Source organism: Comamonas sp. C24C (genome assembly GCF_053345995.1).
On record NZ_JBKFBC010000014.1, the window covers coordinates 18183 to 35656 of the forward strand.

Sequence of the window (17474 nt, forward strand, 5' to 3'; positions counted from 1 at the left end):
TCCAGTTCGCTTTGTAGGTATGCGCAACCAGCTTTTCATTTGATAGCGCCTGCATGCTGCCGTTAAGCTTGCAGCTTTCATCGTGCACAGACAGGCACAGGAGCGCGTGTGACAGCAGATCAGCAACCAAGGGCGTCGCAACCGGCAGCGAACTGGCAGCCGGGCCTGATCGCCATCCACGGCAACCAGACCGAGGCGCTGGCCGATACCGTGCTGGCCTGGCTGGCGGCGCATCCCTTGCAGGCGCTGGAGCCCGAGATCGTGCTGGTGCAAAGCAACGGCATGGCCGAGTGGTTCAAGATGCGCATGGCCGAGCAGCAGGGCGTGTGCGCCGCAGCACAGGTCGAATTGCCGGCGCGCTTTGTCTGGCGCAGCTACCGGCAGATTCTGGGCAGGCACGAAGTGCCGCGTGAGTCGCCGCTGGACAAGACACCCATGATCTGGCGCCTGATGCGTCTGCTGCCGCAGTGCCTGGGCGAGCCTGCATTTGCGCCTATTGCCAATTTTCTGCGCCCTGGCGAGCCGCAGCGCCTGCTGCAGCTGGCCGAAAAACTGGCCGACCTGTTCGACCAGTACCAGATCTACCGCGCCGACTGGCTGGCCGCCTGGGAGCAGGGCGAGGATGTGCTGCGCACGGCGGGCCGCCCCGACGCGCCCGTGCCCGAAGGGCAGCTCTGGCAGCCCCAGCTGTGGCGCAAGGTGCTGGCCGAGCTCGATGAGCAGGAGCGTGCTGCCACCCGCCCGGCCCTGCTGGCACGGATTCTGGACGCGCTGCAAAGCGGTCGGCCGCCGGTCACGCCGCTGGCGCGCCGCGTGGTGGTGTTCGGCATGAGCCAGATGCCGTTGTCGCTGATGCAGTTTCTGAGCGGCATTGCCCAGCACAGCCAGGTGCTGATCGCCGTTCCCAACCCCTGCCGCTTTCACTGGGCCGATGCCATCGACGGGCGCGAGCTGCTGCGCCAGCAGCGCCGCCGCCATGCCGACAAGGGCGGCAAGGACCTGGCACAGATTCCGCTGGCCGCCATGCACGCCCACGCCCACCCGCTGCTGGCCGCCTGGGGGCGCCAGAGCCGCGACTATGTGCGCCAGCTCGATGCCTTCGACACCACGGGCGACACCGCAGTGCAATGGGGCTGGCAGCGTGTGGATGTGTATGACGAGGCTGACGCGAGCGAACTGATCGACGCACCGCTGCTGACCCAGGTGCAGCAGCGTATTCGCGATCTGGTGCCCATGTCGGAGCACCCTGCGGTCGAGATTGCAGCGGCAGACCAGTCCATCGTCTTTCACAAGGCCCATGGCCTGGTGCGCGAGCTTGAAGTGCTACACGACCAGTTGCTGCAATGGCTGGCCGAGCCTGCCGCTGCGGGCCACGCCGCGCCGGCGCCGCGCGAGGTGGTGGTCATGCTGCCGTCGATCGAAGAAGCTGCACCCGCCATCCGCGCCGTGTTCGGTCAGTACGGCCGCCACGATGCGCGCCATATTCCGTTTGACATTGCCGACGTGGGCGCGCGCGCCAGCAGCCCGCTGGTGACGGCGCTGCAATGGCTGCTCAAGCTGCCACAGCAGCGCTGCCGTCTGAGCGAGTTGTGCGATCTGCTCGATGTGCCCGCCGTGGCGGCGCGGGTGGGGCTGGCGGCCGACGATCTGCCCCAGCTCACGCACTGGATGGCCGGCGCAGGCATTCGCTGGGGGCTCAACCATGCGCAGCGCGCCCAGCTGGGTCTGGCAGCCTGCGGTGATCCCAACAGCGCCTGGTTCGGCCTGCGCCGCATGCTGCTGGGCTATGCCTGCGGACCGGCGCTGGAGGCCGCCTTCGACGAGGCGCAGGCTTTTGCCGGCATGGAGCCCTATGACGAAGTGGGCGGCCTGACGGCCGAGCTTGCCGGATCGCTGGCCAGCTTGCTGGGGCGCATGCTGCAGTGGTGGCAAACGGCTGCAACGGCCGCAGCTCCCGAGGTCTGGGCCCAGCGTTTTCGCAGTCTGATGGACGACTTCTTTGTCGCGCAGGGCGATGAGGACCAGGCCCTGTGCGCCGCTCTCGACACGGCCCTGGTCGGCTGGCAGGCCGCCTGCGAGCAAGCGGGCTTCGACGCCCTGATTCCGCTGGAGGTGGCGCAGGAGGCCTGGCTGCAGGCCCTGTCCGAGCCCGCGCTCAACCAGCGTTTTCGCGCCGGCGGCGTGACTTTTTGCACGCTGATGCCGATGCGGGCCATCCCCTTCGAAGTGGTGTGTCTGCTGGGCATGAACGATGGCGACTACCCGCGCCGCGCCACGCGCGTGGACTTCGATCTGATGGCCCTGCCCGGCCAGCAGCGCCCTGGTGATCGCGCGCGCCGCGACGATGACCGTCAGCTGATGCTGGATGCCTTGCTGTCGGCCCGCAGCAAGCTCTACATCAGCTGGGCCGGCCGCCATGTGCGCGACAACAGCGAGCAGCCCCCCTCGGTGCTGGTCTCGCAGCTGCGCGACTATCTCCGCCAGGGCTGGCAAGGGGAAGGCAGTGCAGGTCTTTCCGCCAGCGAGCGCGGAGATCTGCTGCTGGCCCAGCGTACCCGCCAGCATCCTTTGCAGCCCTTCAGCCGCCGCTATTTCGAACAGGCTTCAGGGCTGTCGACCTTCGCACGCGAATGGTATGGCGCGCATGAAGAGCGGGCCGCGCAGGCGCTGCCGGTCGTGGCCGCCTTCGAGCCCGACCCCGAGGTGCCGCTGACGCTGGCGCGACTGACGGAATTTCTGCTCCATCCCGCACGCAGCTTTTTGCGCAACCGCTTGCAGGTGCGCTTTGAGCAGGACGAGGAACTGCTGGAGGACGATGAGCTTTTCAGCGTCGATGGCCTGACCGCCTACGGCCTGATTCAGCAGCTGCAGCAGGGTGTACGCACGCAGCTGGCGCATGATGCGGCGCTGGACGTGGGCCTGCAGGTGCAGCGCCAGGTGCAGCGTCTGGGGCGTGCCGGCGTGCTGCCGCTGGCAGGTCTCGGCAGGCGCGAGGCCGAGGCCTTGAAGGCGCAGGCCACGCCGTCGCTGCTGGCCTGGCAGCAGCAGATGCGGCTGTGGCCCCAGGCGGCGCCGCGCGAGCGGCTGTTGCTGCACTCCGGCGCGGTCACGCTGGACGACTGGATGGATGGCTTGCAGGAGCGCGAAGAGCCGTCCTCGGATGCGGACTACAGCCGCTGCTGGTTCGTGCTGGAGCCGCGCGCGCTGCTGAACAAAAAGGGCGAACTTCAGGTCTACAAGCTGCTGCCCGTTTATGTGCGCAGTCTGGCGCTTTCAAGCACGGGCGTCGACACGCTGATGGGTGTGATCGCACGCGACACCCTGGTCTGGGTGCAGCCGCTGGAGCCGGAGGCGGCCACGCAGCGCTTGCAAGCCCTGATGCAGCTGTGGCTGGCGGGCCAGAACGAGCCCTTGCCACTGCCTCTCAAAGCCGCCATCGCAGCCGGCCTGGACGATTTGAGCGCCGCCGCACAGGCCTACGAGGGCGGCTACATGCTGGGCGGCGAATGTGAAGACCCCAGCTGGGCGCGCTGCTACCCAGACTGGGAGGCGCTGACGGCTGATCTGCGCTTTCATGCGCTGGCCAAGCAGGTCTATGGCCCATTGCATGACTGGCTGGCTGCGCAGGTGCAGATCGAGGCCCTGCCCCTGATGCAGCGTGCAGACCAGGACGAACAACCAGGAGAGCCGGCATGAGCGCGCCCGCCAACCCGATGAAGCCCGGCAGCCAGGCGCTGCAGCCCCTGCATTTCCCGCTCTGGGGTTCGCGCCTGATCGAAGCCAGTGCGGGAACAGGCAAGACCTGGACCATTGCCGCACTCTATCTGCGGCTGGTGCTGGGCCATGGCGCCGAGAACGGTTTTGCCAGGCCCTTGATGCCGCCCGACATTCTGGTGATGACCTTTACGCGGGCCGCCACGCGCGAGCTGTCGGACCGCATTCGCGCACGCCTGATCGAGGCCGTGCAATGCTTTCGCGGCGAGGCCGAACCGGCGGCGCACGACAGTTTCCTGCGCGATCTGCGCGACTCCTATGCCGAAGGAGTGGAACGTGACACCGCTGCCTGGCGGCTGGACATGGCTGCGCAGTGCATGGACGATGCCGCCATCCACACCATAGATGCCTGGTGCCAGCGCATGTTGCGCGAGCATGCTTTCGACAGCGGCAACCTGTTTGATGAAACGCTGGAGGCCGATGAAAGCCAGCGTCAGACCGAAGCTGCCCAGGATTACTGGCGCCAGCAGTGCTACCCGCTGTCGGGCGAGGTGCTGGAGACGGCGCTGCAGGTCTGGCCCGATGTGCATGCGCTGGTCAAAGACATGCAATCGCTGCTGCGCGAAAACGTGCCCGCTGTGGCAGGTGTCGGGTCGTTGGGCGAATGCATTACGCAGACACGTGCAGAGCGTGCGCAGCGACTGCAAGTGCTTGCCGATGGCTGGGAAGCCAAGGCCGAGCGCATGTTGCGCTGGATTGAGGGTGAACTGGACGGCCGCGCCGCGCTGTGGGACAAGCGAAAGCTGCAGGCTCGCTACTACACAGGCTGGTTTGCGGCGCTGACCGTTTGGGCGCAAGACCCACTGAACCAGCCTCTGGAGCTCAGCGACTCCGCCCGCAAGCGCCTGTGCCCAGAGGGTATGGCCGAGGCCTTCAAGGGCTCGACCATGGACTTGCTGCTGCCCACTGAATTTTCCGAGTTGGAGCAATTGCTGAAAGCGTTGACCGAGCTGCCGTCGATCAAGGTGGCGCTGCGCCTGCATGCTGCAGTCCATGTCCAGCAGCGCCTGCTGTGGCTCAAGCGCCAGGCCGGCACTTTTGGCTTTGCCGATATGTTGCAGCGCCTGGATACCGCCCTGGCCGGCGATAGCGGCCCGGCACTGCGCGCCGGCATCCTGGCCCAGTACCCGGTGGCGCTGATTGACGAGTTTCAGGACACCTCGCCGCTGCAATACCGCTTGTTTGACCAGATCTACCGCACGGCAGACAACAGCGCGGACAGCGCACTGCTGCTGATCGGCGACCCCAAACAATCCATCTACGGCTTTCGCGGCGCGGACATCTACAGCTATCTGCAGGCCAGGCAGGCGACCGAGGGCCGCCACTATGTGCTGGACACCAACTTCCGCTCCACCGAGGCGCTGGTCGATGCGGTCAACCAGTGGTTTGTGCAGGCCGAGGTGCGCGAAGGCGAGGGTGCTTTCCTGTTCCGCGCCGGACAGAGCAATCCGCTGCCGTTCGAGAGCGTCAAGGCCAATGGCCGCAAGGAGCGGCTGATGCAGGGCAGCCAGCGCATGGCGGCGTTGACCATTGCCTGGGATGGCAGCAGTGATGAACCGCTGAGCAATGACGACATCCGCCGCCGTGGGGCGGAGTTCTGCGCCAGCCAGATCGTGCAGTGGCTGATGGACGGTGCCACGGGCTTTGCCGAGGGCGGTCAGCCGCTGCAGCGCCTGCGCCCGGCAGATGTCGCGGTGCTGGTGCGCACGGGCAAGGAGGCCGCTGCCGTGCGCCGTGCGCTGGCGCGGCGCAATGTGGCCTCGGTCTATCTCTCCGATCAGGACTCGGTCTTCGCCAGCAGCGAGGCACAGGATCTGCTGCTGTGGCTGCGTGCCGTGGCCGCCCCCCTGGACGCGCTTGCTGTGCGCGCCGGTCTGGCCACGCCCATGATGGGTCTGTCGTTTGACGAGCTGGCCTGGCTGGCCAGCGATGACGAGGCCTTCGATGCGCGCAGCGAGCTGCTCAAGGAACTGCACAGTCTCTGGCTGCGCCTGGGCGTGCTGGCCATGCTGCGCCAGACGCTGTACCGTTTTGAATTGCCGGCGCGCTGGCTGCGGGACATGGGCGGCGAGCGCCGTCTGACCAACTATCTGCACCTGGCCGAGCTGCTGCAAGGCGCGAGTGCCCAGCTGGAGGGCGAGCAGGCGCTGATCCGCTGGCTGGCCACCCAGATCGAGAGCCCGGGCGCGGCCGGCGATGCTCAGATCGTGCGGCTGGAATCGGACGCCGATCTGGTCAAGGTCGTCACCGTGCACAAGAGCAAGGGGCTGGAGTATCCCCTGGTCTGCCTGCCGTTTGGCGGCAGCTTCCGGCCTGTGGATGGCAAGGCGGCCTATCTTTCGCTGCCCGTGCAGATCGATGGCGCACCCGCACGCGAGCTGGTGCTGGACTACGACGATGCGCAGCTGGCGCAGGCCGACAAGGAGCGCCTGCGCGAGGATCTGCGTCTGCTCTATGTGGCGCTGACCCGTCCGCGCCATGCGCTGTGGATGGGGCTGGCCCCCATGAAGCGCGGCAGCAGCAAAAACTGTGCGAACGAGCAGGGGGCTGCGGGCTATCTGCTGGCCGGAGCTGTTTCGCAGTCAGCAGCGGGCTGGCGCGCCAGCATCCAGGCCCTGAGTGAGCTTTGCTCGGAGATCGCCGTGGTGGATCTGCCGGCCGAACTGCCCGTGCCCTCGCGCTATGTGGCCGCGCAGGCCTTGCCCGCCCTGGCCGCCGCGCCGGTGTACGAGGCGCAGTTCGACCGCCGCTGGGGCATTGGCAGCTTTTCGTCGCTGACGCGCGCCATGGCCGCACCCAGCCTGCCGGTCCTGCCGGTGGCGGCACAAAGCCCCGCCGAGGACGAACGTGCGCTGCAGGCCCAGGAGGCGGGTGAAACCGCGCTGGACCTGGGTGTCATCAACGAGGTCATGACCGTCCTGCCCATGACAGCTGGCGCGCGCAGCGATGCGGCGGTCTGGCACCGCTTCATGCGCGGCCCGGTGGTGGGCAATTTCTTGCACGACCAGCTGGAATGGCTGGCCGCAGAGGACTTTGCGCTGCAGGCTCAGGATGATCCCGACAGCAGCGAGCCCCTGGCGGCCCGGCTGCTGCGCCGCTGCGAGCGCGCGGGACGCAAGGAGCAGGCCGCCGATGTGCTGCAGTGGCTGCGCGCCGTGGTGCACCAGCCGCTGGCGCCGCTCGGTGTCTCGCTGGCCCAGCTGGGCGAAGGTGATGCGCTGTTGCCCGAGATGGAGTTCTGGCTGCCGGCGCGGCGCCTGTCGGCACCGCACATCGATGCGCTGTGCCGCCGGCATATCCTGCCCGGTCAGCCGCGCCCGGCGCTGCCAGAGCGCGAGCTGCACGGCATGCTGATGGGCTTTGCCGACCTGGTGTTTCACCATGGCGGCCGTTACTGGGTGCTGGACTACAAGACCAATCATCTGGGCCAGGACGCTGCGGCCTATGGCCCCGGGGCGCTGGAGCAGGCCATGCTCGAGCACCGCTATGACGTGCAGGCGGCGCTGTATCTGCTGGCTCTGCACCGTCTGCTGCAAAGCCGGCTGGGCGCGGCCTACGACCCCCGGGAGCAACTGGGCGGAGCGCTCTATTTCTTCCTGCGCGGTCTCGATGGCGAGGCCGCCGGCATGCATGTGCTGAAGCCGCCGCTGGCGCTGCTGCAAGGGCTTGAGTCGCTGCTTGGCGACTGCGAGCAAGAATCGAAGGAGGAGCAGCCATGAAGGGCCGCCGCAAAGCCGATCTGCAGACGATGGACCTGTTTGCCTCCCCGGTGGATGGCGGTGGCGACACGCTGGTGCTGGAAACCACGGACTGGCTGGTCGCGCTGGAGCGACTGGCCGATGCCGGCCTGCTGCGCCGCCTGGACAGCGCCCTGGCGGCTTTTGTGGCCACGCAGGACGCCGAGGCCGGGCCTGCGCTGCTGGTAGCCACCGCCGTGCTGGCGCAGATGGAGGGGCGCGGACACAGCTGCCTGCCCCTGCAGGCGCTGGCTGGCGATCCCAATCAGATTCTCGCCTGGCCCAAGGAGGCCGAGCGGCTGCAGCAATCGCTATGGGCGCAATTGCCCGGCCGGCTGGCTGACTGGCTGCAGGCCCTGCGTCGCAGCCCTGTGGTGCGTGTCGTGCAGCCAGGAGCGGTAGCGGCTGACCGAGGCCAGCCGCTGGTGCTGCTGGACGGCGCTGCGCCCTTGCTGTATTTGCGCCGCTACTGGGACTACGAGCGCAGTGTCGCCGCCCATATCGCCCAGCGCACGGCGGCCGATGCGGTGGCGCTTGACGAGCCCAGGGTCCGCGACTGGCTGGCGCGGCTTTTCACTGCCTCGGCCGATGCCGCGACGGTGCCGGACTGGCAAAAACTGGCTTGCGCACTGGCACTGCGCGGGCGCATGTCCGTCATCACCGGCGGGCCGGGCACGGGCAAGACCTATACGGCCGCCCGCCTGCTGGCGCTGCTGTTTGCCACGGCGCCGGATGCCGCCCAGCTGCGCGTCGCGCTGGCTGCGCCAACCGGCAAGGCGGCGGCGCGGCTCAAGCAGTCCATCGACAGCTCGCTGCTGGAGTTGAAGGAGGCCGTGGGCCGTGAGCTGGATCTGGAAGCGCTGGTCAAACGCATGGGGGCGGCGCGCACCCTGCATTCGCTGCTGGGCGCCAGGCCCGATACGCGGCGCTTTGCCCACCATGCGGGCAATCCGCTGGATGTCGACGTGCTCATCGTCGATGAGGCCTCCATGATCCACCTCGAGATGATGGCCGCGCTGCTGCAGGCCCTGCCGCCCACGGCGCGCCTGATTCTGCTGGGCGACAAGGATCAGCTTGCCTCGGTGGAGGCCGGTGCCGTGCTCGGCGATCTGTGCCGCGATGCGCAGCGGGGCAATTACACGCCGGACACTGCGGCCTATGCCGAGCGCGTGACGGGCCAGCCCCTGCCAGCGCAGTACCTGGCGCCGGCCCGGGCCTTGCCGCTGGCCCAGCACACCGTCATGCTGCGCGAGAGCCGCCGCTTTGGCGGCCCTATCGGTCAGCTGGCACAGGCCGTGAATGCCGGCGATGCACCGGCTGCCATGGCGCTGCTGCGCACGCAAACCCAGTCTGGCCTGCATGCCGAACTCTGGGCGCGCGAAGGCGGTGATGTCGAGGCCGTGGTGCGCAGCGCCGTGCAAGGCCGTGGCGGCATGGCCAGCTATGCCGCCTATGCCCAGGTGCTGGCACAACATGGACAGGGCAAGGAGCGCGGCTTTGCCAGCGAGGCCGAGCACCAGCAATGGGTGAGGGCCGTGCTGGCCGCCTTCGACCGCTACCGCCTGCTGTGCGCCGTGCGCGATGGCAACTGGGGCGTGGCGGGCCTGAACCGCACGGTGGAGCAGGCCCTGCAGGCCATGGGCGCCATACGCAAGGAGGGTGAATGGTATATGGGCCGTCCGGTGATGGTCACCCGCAACGATGCGCAACTGGGCGTGTTCAACGGCGACATCGGCATGGCCCTGCCCAGCTTTGCCGACCCGGCGCGGCTGCGCGTGTACTTCATGCAGGGCGAGCAGCTGCACCATGTCAGCACGGCGCGCCTGGCCCATGTGGAGACCGCATTTGCCATGACGGTGCACAAGAGCCAGGGCTCGGAGTTCGAGCACACGGCGCTGGTGCTGGCCGCGCAGGGCGGTAACGTGCTCAGCCGCGAGCTGGTCTATACCGGCATCACGCGGGCGCGCAAGGCGTTTTCGCTGTGGGCCGAAGTGCCCGGCCTGCTGGTGTCGGCGATGGGCAGTCCCACGCAACGCAGCAGCGGTTTGCTGGGATTCATGGAGATTGCTCGCCAGCCTATGGGTGGGGTCCTGTTTTGATAGCTGCTGGCGCAACACAGGTAGGCGCCGGAGGCTGATTTTGCTCAAGCTTTTGGGGCTTGCGCAAACAGGAATGCAACAACGGCCTGCCTGCTGAGGCAGTCATGCTGCCTGAACCCGTTTTGCGTGAGTCTTGCTGTTCCGGTCGACCATCTGGCCTGGCGCGAAGTGATGAGCTTGTGACACTGGCGCAGTCCAGGCGCGAGACGGCCAGCCAGGGCCGCCCCGCAGCCAAGATCGTCGTTCCTCTTCGGCAGAAGACGCGAAGCGGCTCAGGGGGAGATCAGTGTTCGTAAACCGCTTCCCAGTTGGCGAATCCCTTGACCTCGATCGGGTTGCCGCAAGGGTCGGTGAAGAACATCGTCCACTGCTCGCCGGGTTCGCCTTCGAAGCGCACCTGCGGCTCCAGAATGAAAGCCGTGCCGACGGCCTTGAGGCGTTCGGCCAGTGCCAGCCAGTCGGGCTTGAGCAGGATCACGCCCAGGTGGGGCATGGGCACCATGTGGTTGCCGACCTTGCCGGTATTGCTCACGGCAAAGGGTTGGCCCAGGTGCAGGGAGATCTGGTGGCCGAAGAAGTCGAAATCGACCCAGGTGTCGGTGCTGCGACCCTCGCGGCAGCCCAGCACGCCGCCATAGAAACGGCGGGCTTGGTCGAGATCGGTCACGTGATAGGCGAGATGAAAAGCGCTTTGCATGATGGTCTCAAGCGTAGCATCAGCGGGCCCGGTCCGGCCAGGCCAGACCAGGCCCTGCCGCATCAGCGCGCAGCCTTGGCCTGCATGCGTGCCATCAGCTCTTCGGTATTGCTCTTGCGATCGGCGTTGACCTTCTGCACCGTGGGGCGCTCGCTCATGCGCGCCAGATAGTCGCGCACCGGCAGCTCGGCCAGCAGATCGCTGCCGCCCAGGATCTTGCTGGCGCTGCTGACCAGGGGCAGATGCACGATGGCGCTGCAGTCGGCCAGCGTGAAGCTGTCGCCAGCGATGAACGGGGTGTCGAAGCGGGCCAGCTTGGCAAAGGCCGCAATGTTCTTTTTCAGCTGCTCCAGGGTCTTGTCGCGCGTGGAGTCGCTGATCTTGCCGCCGAAGAAGGCCTGGGGATAGAGGTTGCGCGCCACCAGCTCCAGGTGCAGGTTCATATAGACGCAAAGCTCACGCACCTTGGCGGCAGCAAAGGGGTCTGCGGGCAGCAGCGGCACCTTGCTGGACAGCGCTTCCACATATTCGATGATGGCGTCGGACTCGCTGATGGCACCATGCTGGGTGCGCAGATACGGTACCTTGCCCAGCGGCGATTCCTCAGGATTGGTGCTGCCCAGCCACGCCAGCTCCTCGGCGAAGGGAATCTGCTTTTCCATCAAGGCCAGCTTGACCTTGTTGTAGTAGTTGCTGGCCGAAAATCCGCACAAAGTCAGCATGCTTGTCTCCTGATCGGTGGTTGTGAATAGGTATCCGTGGCCAGTCATCGTAGAGGCAAGTGGTGCAAGCCCTGCGTCGCCAACCGGATAGCGGTCCGGCTCCTACAATCGCCCCATGCATTGGCACGCACACCCTCCTCGGCACCAACCGGCAGCCCTTATGGCGCGCTGGGCGCTGGGTGCGTGGTTTTGCGTTTTGCTGGTCAGCATGCTCACGCCCTGGGCGCGCGCCACGCCGCCTGCCGGTTGGGAGGCGGTGTGCACGGCCAGCGGCAGCACCCACTGGGTGCCCAGCCCCGCCAGCGACGATGCTGCCACCCCGCATGGACTGGATTGCGCGCTGTGCCTGCCGCTGCTGGCGCCGCCGCCCGCGCAGCAGCCAGGGCCGGGCAGTCACCGCACCGTTCTCGATGCCCGGCCCTGGGCCGAGGTCGCACACAGAGCTTTTGTCTCCACCCTGCCGCCCGTGCGTGCGCCGCCCTTTGAAACCTTGAAAAACATAGCTGAAGGCGCTTGATGGTCAAGCGCTTCAGTGCGATTTGAGATTGACACGACTTGCGCAAATCAGGCCCAGGCAAGGGCCTGGTTTCAAGGAGGGCATCCTGATGCATCCTTGCTTGCGTAAGTCCAGACTGAATTTGAATGGAGATGGTTTCATGAATACGCGTCGTTTTACCGTGATGGCCCTGGGTTCGCTGGTCGCTTCGCTGCTGGTTTCGGGGGCTGCCTGGGCCCATGCCGATGCGGCCCATGTCAAGGTCGAGAACGCCTGGGCCCGCGCCAGCGTGGCGGGTCAGCAGGCCTCGGGGGCCTTTATGCGCCTGACGGCCCAGGAGCCGCTCAAGCTCGTGGGCGTGGAAACCACGGCCGCTGCCGTGGCCGAGGTGCACGAGATGAAGATGGAGGGCGATGTGATGCGCATGCGCGCCATCGAGGCCCTGGATCTGCCCCAGGGCGTGGCGGTGGATCTCAAGCCCGGCGGCTATCACCTGATGCTGCAGCAGCTCAAGGCTCCGCTGGTCAAGGACAGCCAGGTGCCCGTGACCCTGGTGTTCAAGGATGTCAAGGGCGCCCTCTCGCGCCTGAGCCTGCAGCTGCCGGTGCGCGCGACAGCCCCAGCGGCTGCCGGAGCTGGGAATCAGCACATGGGCCATGGCGGGCATCAGCATTGAGGCCATGAGCCAGGCCTGCAGCCTGCTCCCTTGTTTGCAGCAAACATCGCAAGTGCAGTAAGCTAGTTCCGCGTCCGGCCCTGTCCGGATGCGGATTCTGGTATCCATCCCTGCAGCGGAGAGCACTATGAGCGGTGACGCATCGGCATTTGGTTTCGGCAAGTTCATTCCCGGCTTTGACTTTTTGCAGGGGCTGGCGCAGAGCGCTGGCGCTGCGGCCAATCCCATGGGCCGCGTGCCCCAATGGGTGGCCCCCACGGTGAGCGTGGAGGAGGTGGACAAGCGCATTGCCGAGCTCAAGGCCGTGCAGTTCTGGCTGGAGCAAAACAGCCGCGCTCTGGCCGCCACCATCCAGGCGCTGGAAGTGCAGCGCATGACGCTGTCCACGCTCAAGGACATGAATGTCAGCATGAGCGAGCTGGCCAAGTCCTTTCCTTTCCCCGGCGCAGCGCCGGTTGAGCCCGCTGCGACCGGCAATACCGGCTGGCCCATGGGCAGCGTCTCGGCCAGGACGGCAGCCGCAGAGCCATCAGCGGCGCCAGTGCCGGAGCCCGAGGCAGAACCCGCAACCACCGAGGCGGATGCCAAGGCCCAGGCCCAGGCTGAACCGCCTTCTCAGCCCGGCTTGAGCCAGGCCATGCAATGGTGGGGTGCGCTGACCCAGCAGTTCCAGCAGATTGCCGCCAAGGCCATGGCCGAGCCCGTTCCTCCCGAGACCCTGGCTGCTGCCCAGCGTGCAACCGAGATGGCCAGCGGCTTTGCCAAATCCACCATGGAAAAAGTGATGGCGCAGGCTGGCGGCTTTGGCACTGCTGCGGCGGCAAAAACTGCGGCGACAGGTGCGGCAAAGAGTGCCGCGACTGCCGAACCCAAGCCTGCACGCAAGGCTGCGGCCAAGAGCAGCCAGTCCAAAGCGCCAGCCAGCAAGACGGCAGCCGCCAAAAAAACGGCGGCCAAACAGCCACCGGCCAGGAAGACGGCAGGTAAAGCTTCTCCCAATTCGCGCAAGCCCTGAGCAAGCCGTTGCGCCCAGGGTGGAAAATCGTGCTTGCAAGGCATCCACGCCCCAGCAAGAACAGGAGGGCTTATGTCATTGTTTCCCGTCGCTCATGCCGCTCATGAAGACTGGCGCGCTGCGGCAGAGCAAGTCGTGCTGCAACTGCGCGAGCAACTGCTGCGCCAGTCGTTGCAGCCGCACCGCCTGGGTCTGATCTATATCGCCCAGGGACTGGTGCCCCATGCGCAGCAATTGCTGGCGCTGCTGGCGCGCGAGCTGCCCCAGGTCACCGACTGGGTGGGCAGCTCCGGTCATGCCGTGCTGGCCATGGAGCATGAGTATTCCGAAAGCTCCTCGCTGGCGGTGATGCTGCTGGACCTGCCGGCCGCCCATTACCGCGTCTACTCCGGTGTGGCGCCGCTGGCGCAAAGCGGCGCCGAAGCCGGATTCGAAGCCCATTCGGCCCTGGTCCACTCCAGCATCGACCAGCCCGATCTGGCAGAGCTTTTGCTGGAGCTGTCCGAGCGCATCAGCTCGGGAAACCTGTTCGGGGCGCTCAGCAACGAGCAGGGCATGCAGTTTGCCTGCCGCGCCGAAGACCTGCCCCGCTTGCGTGCCCAGGCCAGCGTCGGCATCTTTCATGCCGGCTTTTCGGGGGTGGCCTTCGATGCCGACGTGGCCTGCATCTCCAGGCTGGCCCAGGGCTGTGCGCCCTTGGGGGCGGGGTTGGAGATTACCGAGGCCAGGGGCCCGGTGGTGCTGGAGCTCGAAGGCGAGCCCGCCTTGCCCCGACTGCTGCAGATGCTGGATGTGGAAGCCAGCCCCAGCGCCGGCGGCGGCTGGCAGGCTGCGCTGTCCCAGCTGCGCAAGACCCAGGCGGCGATCGCACCGCTGGGCCGGGGTCTGGAGCGCGGCGCGCTGACCGACGAGGCCCAGGTGCTGCATATCGTGGGGCTGGACCCGGTGCGCCAGGGCATTGCGCTGTCGTCGCCCGTGGAGGCCGAGCACACGGTGATCTTCTGCCAGCGCCAGAGCAGTGCGGCCCGCCATGAGCTGATGCAGATGGGCGCGGCCCTCAAGGATGCGCTGCAGCCCGACTTTGCCGATGCCGGTCCCGAAACCATGGCCGAGGCGGCCGTGCCGCAGCATGTACGCGGTGCCATCTATGTGAGCAGCAAGGGGCGGGGCAGCGAGCTGTTTGGCGGCGTCGATGCCGAGCTCAAGCTGCTGCGCCATGCGCTGGGGCCGGTACCCCTGATCGGTCTGGTGGCCGAGGCCCAGCTGATGGATGCGCATGTGCATCAGCTGGCTGGCGTGCTGACGGTGTTTACCGGCAAATAGCCTGAAATTTGATAGCTGCTAGCGCTTGATTCAAATGGTTTTTAAACTCAATTGACTCTGAAGTCATGAATTAACCAGCGTAAGCAGCTATCAAAAAAGAAAAGCCGTGCCAAAAACGGCACGGCCTAAAACCAGTGACAGCAAGCAAGCGCCGCCGCGCAGCGACGCTGTCGTCCCCCTCCCGTAGCGCGCAGCGCGTAGAGAGAGGGGGAAGGCGCTGGGCCGTCTAGGCAAAGCGCCTCAGAGGGTGGCGTAAATTTCCACACCCAAATTCAGCATCAGGCGATTGGCCCAGCCGAACAGTGCGGCCGAGTGCAGCATGTCCAGAATTTCCAGATCGGACAGACCTGCATCACGCAGTGGCTGCAGCTGCTTCGGGCCAAAGCTGCCCGGCGCACGCGTCAGTGTCAGCGAAGCCTGGATGATGGCGCGCTCGCGGGCATTGGTGCCGGCAGTGTCGGGCTCGTCAAACAGCTGGGCCATCACATCGTTGCGCTTGGCCAGCTGCTCGAAACGCTGAGCGTGCACCGATGCGCAGTACACGCAGCCGTTGGAGCGAGAGACGGCCGTGGCTGCCACTTCACGCTCGGCGCGGGAAAGGCCGCCGGGCGCATACATGATGGCGTTGAAGGCCTGGGAGCGCTCCAGCAGCACCTGGGGCTGGCGGGCCAGCAGCAGGTAGAAGTCCATGCTCTTGGCCTTGGGGTGGCTGACTTCCAGTACATGCTGCTGCTCGGGCGTGGCGGTGCCGGGGTCCAGCACCTGCAGCCAGGCCTTCCAGTCCAGCGTCTCGCTGGTGAAGCCGTTGCGGCGCAGCGGCTCGCCGGGCGGCGGCAGGTTGGCGGGGTGGACAAAGGGTGCGGCATCGACAGGCAGGGCGGCAGGCGCTTCGGTCACTCCGCCCAGCTCGGCCATGGCCTTCACACCCGCCAGAAGGCGGGCCTGATAGGCCACAAAGCCGATCAGCTGGGCCAGCAGCACGGTGTCGTTGAGCGACAGACCCGCGGCCGGAATGGCCAGCAGCGCGGCCTGATCGCTCTGGGCCGGGTTCAGGGCCAGTGTGCGCACAAAGTGCAGCATGGCGTCCAGGCGTGCATTGCCGGTCTGGGTGCCGGGCTGGTCGAGGATGGCGCGCAGCTCGGGCGTGATAGCGTCGCCCAGGGCCTCGGCGCGGCTGCGGTATTCGGCTTCCAGCGTGCTCACGCCGCTGACGCGGGCCTGCTCGGCGGCCAGCACCAGGCGCTCGGCCTGGGTCAGCGCGCTGTCCAGCTGATTGCCCAGCAGCAGGTCTTCGCAAGCCTGGGTGGCCAGAGCGACTTTTTCGCGCTCGTGGCGGGTGGTGAATGTGGGGCTGCCTTGCTCGAGGCCGGCCAGTCGGTCGATGGTGTCTGTCATGCGAAGTCTCTTGATTCAGGGTTGCAGCTGGCGGATGCGCGCAGCGCTGTCGGCTGCGGTCCATTCCGTGCCGTCCAGTTCGGGCTCGGCATAGGCCTTGAGCTTGTCGAAGTGCTGCTCGATATCGTTCAGATAGAACAGCGAGGCCAGACCTTGTGCGAGTTTGCGTGCTCCGTCGCTGATGGCGGGAATATCGCCCGACACCGTGCCGTGCGAGAGCGCAGCTGGGTAGCAGAAGCAGTGGATCCGGTCGAGACCGGGTAGCTCGCCCTGGAACTCGAACAGCGGCCCCAGATCGGGCGATGCGCTCAACTCGGCATCCTCATCGGCGGCCTCGGGCGTGAAGCGGCTGTTCCACAGCTTCACGTGCGGCGCGATGTCGGCAAACTCGGGACGCAGGCTCCAGTCGATGGCAAAGCCCGTGGAGACGATCAGAAAATCCAGCAGGAACACGCCGGCCGAGGTCTGCACCTGCAGCTTGTCGCCCGCTTTTTCCACGCTCTGCACCGCGCAGCCCAGGTGGAAGAAGGCATTGTCATGGCGCGAGACGCGCAGCGTGCTGCCGTGTGGGGGCGGCACCTGCTGGGCGTTGATGTAGTGGCGGATGCGCCATTTCCACGCATCGGGCAGCAGATACTGGCCGTGGGTCAGACCGGGCACGCCGGAGCCCTTGGACTTGTTGATCAGCGGCAGCTGCGGGCGGCGGATCAGCATGTCCACGCTGGCCGCGCCGTTTTCGAGAGCTGTTGCAGCGCTGTCCATGGCCGAAGCCCCGGCACCGACCACGCCCACATGCTTGCCGGCCAGCGTGGCGTAGTCCATGGCGTCGGAGGAGTGGGCCCAGAACTTCCTGTCCACGCCCCGCATGAAGGCGGGAACCGTTGCGCCGCCCAGGCCGTCGCGGCCCGTGGCCAGCACCAGGCGGCGGGTCTGCCAGGTGGCGATCACGCCATTGGCCTTGACATCGACTTCCACCACGCCATCGGCCTGCGGGCGCACTGCAACGACTTCATGGCCGTTGCGCACATCGGCGTTGGTCACGCGGCGGTACCAGCGCAGATAGTCCATCCACTGCAGGCGCGGAATCTTGTCCAGTGCCGTCCAGGCATCCAGACCGAACTGGGCGATGAACCAGGCCCGGAAGGACAGGGCTGCAACTCCCATGGCGGGGCCGGTCAGCTCCTTGGGCGAGCGCAGGGTTTCCATGCGCGCCGTGGTGGCCCATGGGCCTTCGAAGTCCGGCGCGGACCTGTCCAGCAGCACAGGCTTGATGCCGACCTGCTGCAGCGCCATGCTGAGCGCAAGACCGGCCTGGCCGGCGCCGATGACGAGCACGTCATGCACCGGCAGTCCCTTGCGGGTGGAAGGGGGAATCCAGGCCTTGGCAGGCCAGCCCAGAGTGACGAAGTCGTCACGCAGGCGTTCTTCCAGCGTTGCCAGCCCCGATGTGGCGGCTGTCGTAGAAGGTGAAATTGACATAGCTAAAACCCAAAAGCGCCTGAGGCTTGAGCCGCAGACGCATCAAACAAACACCGATAAC

The 17474-nt window shown here is 66.6% G+C and carries 11 protein-coding genes; 7 read left to right on the forward strand and 4 right to left on the reverse strand.

Annotated elements, in window-relative coordinates:
- Window positions 1-108 precede the first annotated feature (108 nt).
- Genes recC through recD form a run of 3 tightly spaced genes read left to right on the forward strand, consistent with a single transcriptional unit; the run spans window position 109 to window position 9610 of the window.
- Window positions 109-3696 (forward strand): exodeoxyribonuclease V subunit gamma, encoded by a 3588-nt coding sequence (recC, locus tag ACLBXN_RS21550; protein WP_447613510.1) that lies wholly within the window; start codon window positions 109-111, stop codon window positions 3694-3696.
- Window positions 3693-7493 carry an exodeoxyribonuclease V subunit beta gene (recB, locus tag ACLBXN_RS21555; protein WP_447613511.1) on the forward strand — a complete coding sequence of 1267 codons (3801 nt, stop codon included), beginning with the start codon at window positions 3693-3695 and terminating at the stop codon, window positions 7491-7493. The genes recC and recB overlap by 4 nt, the downstream gene beginning before the upstream one ends.
- Complete coding sequence (gene recD, locus ACLBXN_RS21560) at window positions 7490-9610, forward strand: exodeoxyribonuclease V subunit alpha (protein ID WP_447613512.1); 2121 nt, start codon at window positions 7490-7492, stop codon at window positions 9608-9610. Before recB ends, recD begins: the two co-directional genes overlap by 4 nt.
- Before the next feature lie 283 nt (window positions 9611-9893).
- Here the strand turns inward: recD and ACLBXN_RS21565 are convergent, their stop codons facing one another.
- On the reverse strand, window positions 9894-10307 hold the full coding sequence (locus ACLBXN_RS21565) for a VOC family protein (protein ID WP_063665057.1): 414 nt from the start codon (window positions 10305-10307) through the stop codon (window positions 9894-9896).
- A gap of 62 nt (window positions 10308-10369) precedes the next feature.
- On the reverse strand, window positions 10370-11029 hold the full coding sequence (locus tag ACLBXN_RS21570) for a glutathione S-transferase (RefSeq protein ID WP_447613513.1): 660 nt from the start codon (window positions 11027-11029) through the stop codon (window positions 10370-10372).
- A gap of 115 nt (window positions 11030-11144) precedes the next feature.
- Between ACLBXN_RS21570 and ACLBXN_RS21575 the strand changes: the two genes are divergently transcribed.
- From ACLBXN_RS21575 to ACLBXN_RS21590, 4 genes are all read left to right on the forward strand, one after another.
- Complete coding sequence (locus ACLBXN_RS21575) at window positions 11145-11546, forward strand: hypothetical protein (RefSeq protein WP_447613514.1); 402 nt, start codon at window positions 11145-11147, stop codon at window positions 11544-11546.
- A gap of 139 nt (window positions 11547-11685) precedes the next feature.
- Complete coding sequence (locus tag ACLBXN_RS21580) at window positions 11686-12201, forward strand: copper chaperone PCu(A)C (RefSeq protein WP_447613515.1); 516 nt, start codon at window positions 11686-11688, stop codon at window positions 12199-12201.
- A 127-nt stretch (window positions 12202-12328) separates the two neighbouring features.
- Complete coding sequence (locus tag ACLBXN_RS21585) at window positions 12329-13216, forward strand: PhaM family polyhydroxyalkanoate granule multifunctional regulatory protein (protein ID WP_447613516.1); 888 nt, start codon at window positions 12329-12331, stop codon at window positions 13214-13216.
- Window positions 13217-13288: 72 nt separating this feature from the next.
- On the forward strand, window positions 13289-14539 hold the full coding sequence (locus tag ACLBXN_RS21590; RefSeq protein ID WP_211459796.1) for an FIST signal transduction protein: 1251 nt from the start codon (window positions 13289-13291) through the stop codon (window positions 14537-14539).
- Window positions 14540-14779: 240 nt separating this feature from the next.
- On the opposite strand, the gene ACLBXN_RS21595 is transcribed toward ACLBXN_RS21590, so the two are convergent.
- Together ACLBXN_RS21595 and ACLBXN_RS21600 are read right to left on the reverse strand one after the other, a co-directional pair.
- Window positions 14780-15934: a CMD domain-containing protein gene (locus ACLBXN_RS21595; protein WP_447613517.1), complete on the reverse strand. Its 1155-nt coding sequence runs from the start codon at window positions 15932-15934 to the stop codon at window positions 14780-14782.
- A 15-nt stretch (window positions 15935-15949) separates the two neighbouring features.
- Window positions 15950-17413: an NAD(P)-binding domain-containing protein gene (locus ACLBXN_RS21600; protein WP_447613518.1), complete on the reverse strand. Its 1464-nt coding sequence runs from the start codon at window positions 17411-17413 to the stop codon at window positions 15950-15952.
- Window positions 17414-17474: the final 61 nt, after the last annotated feature.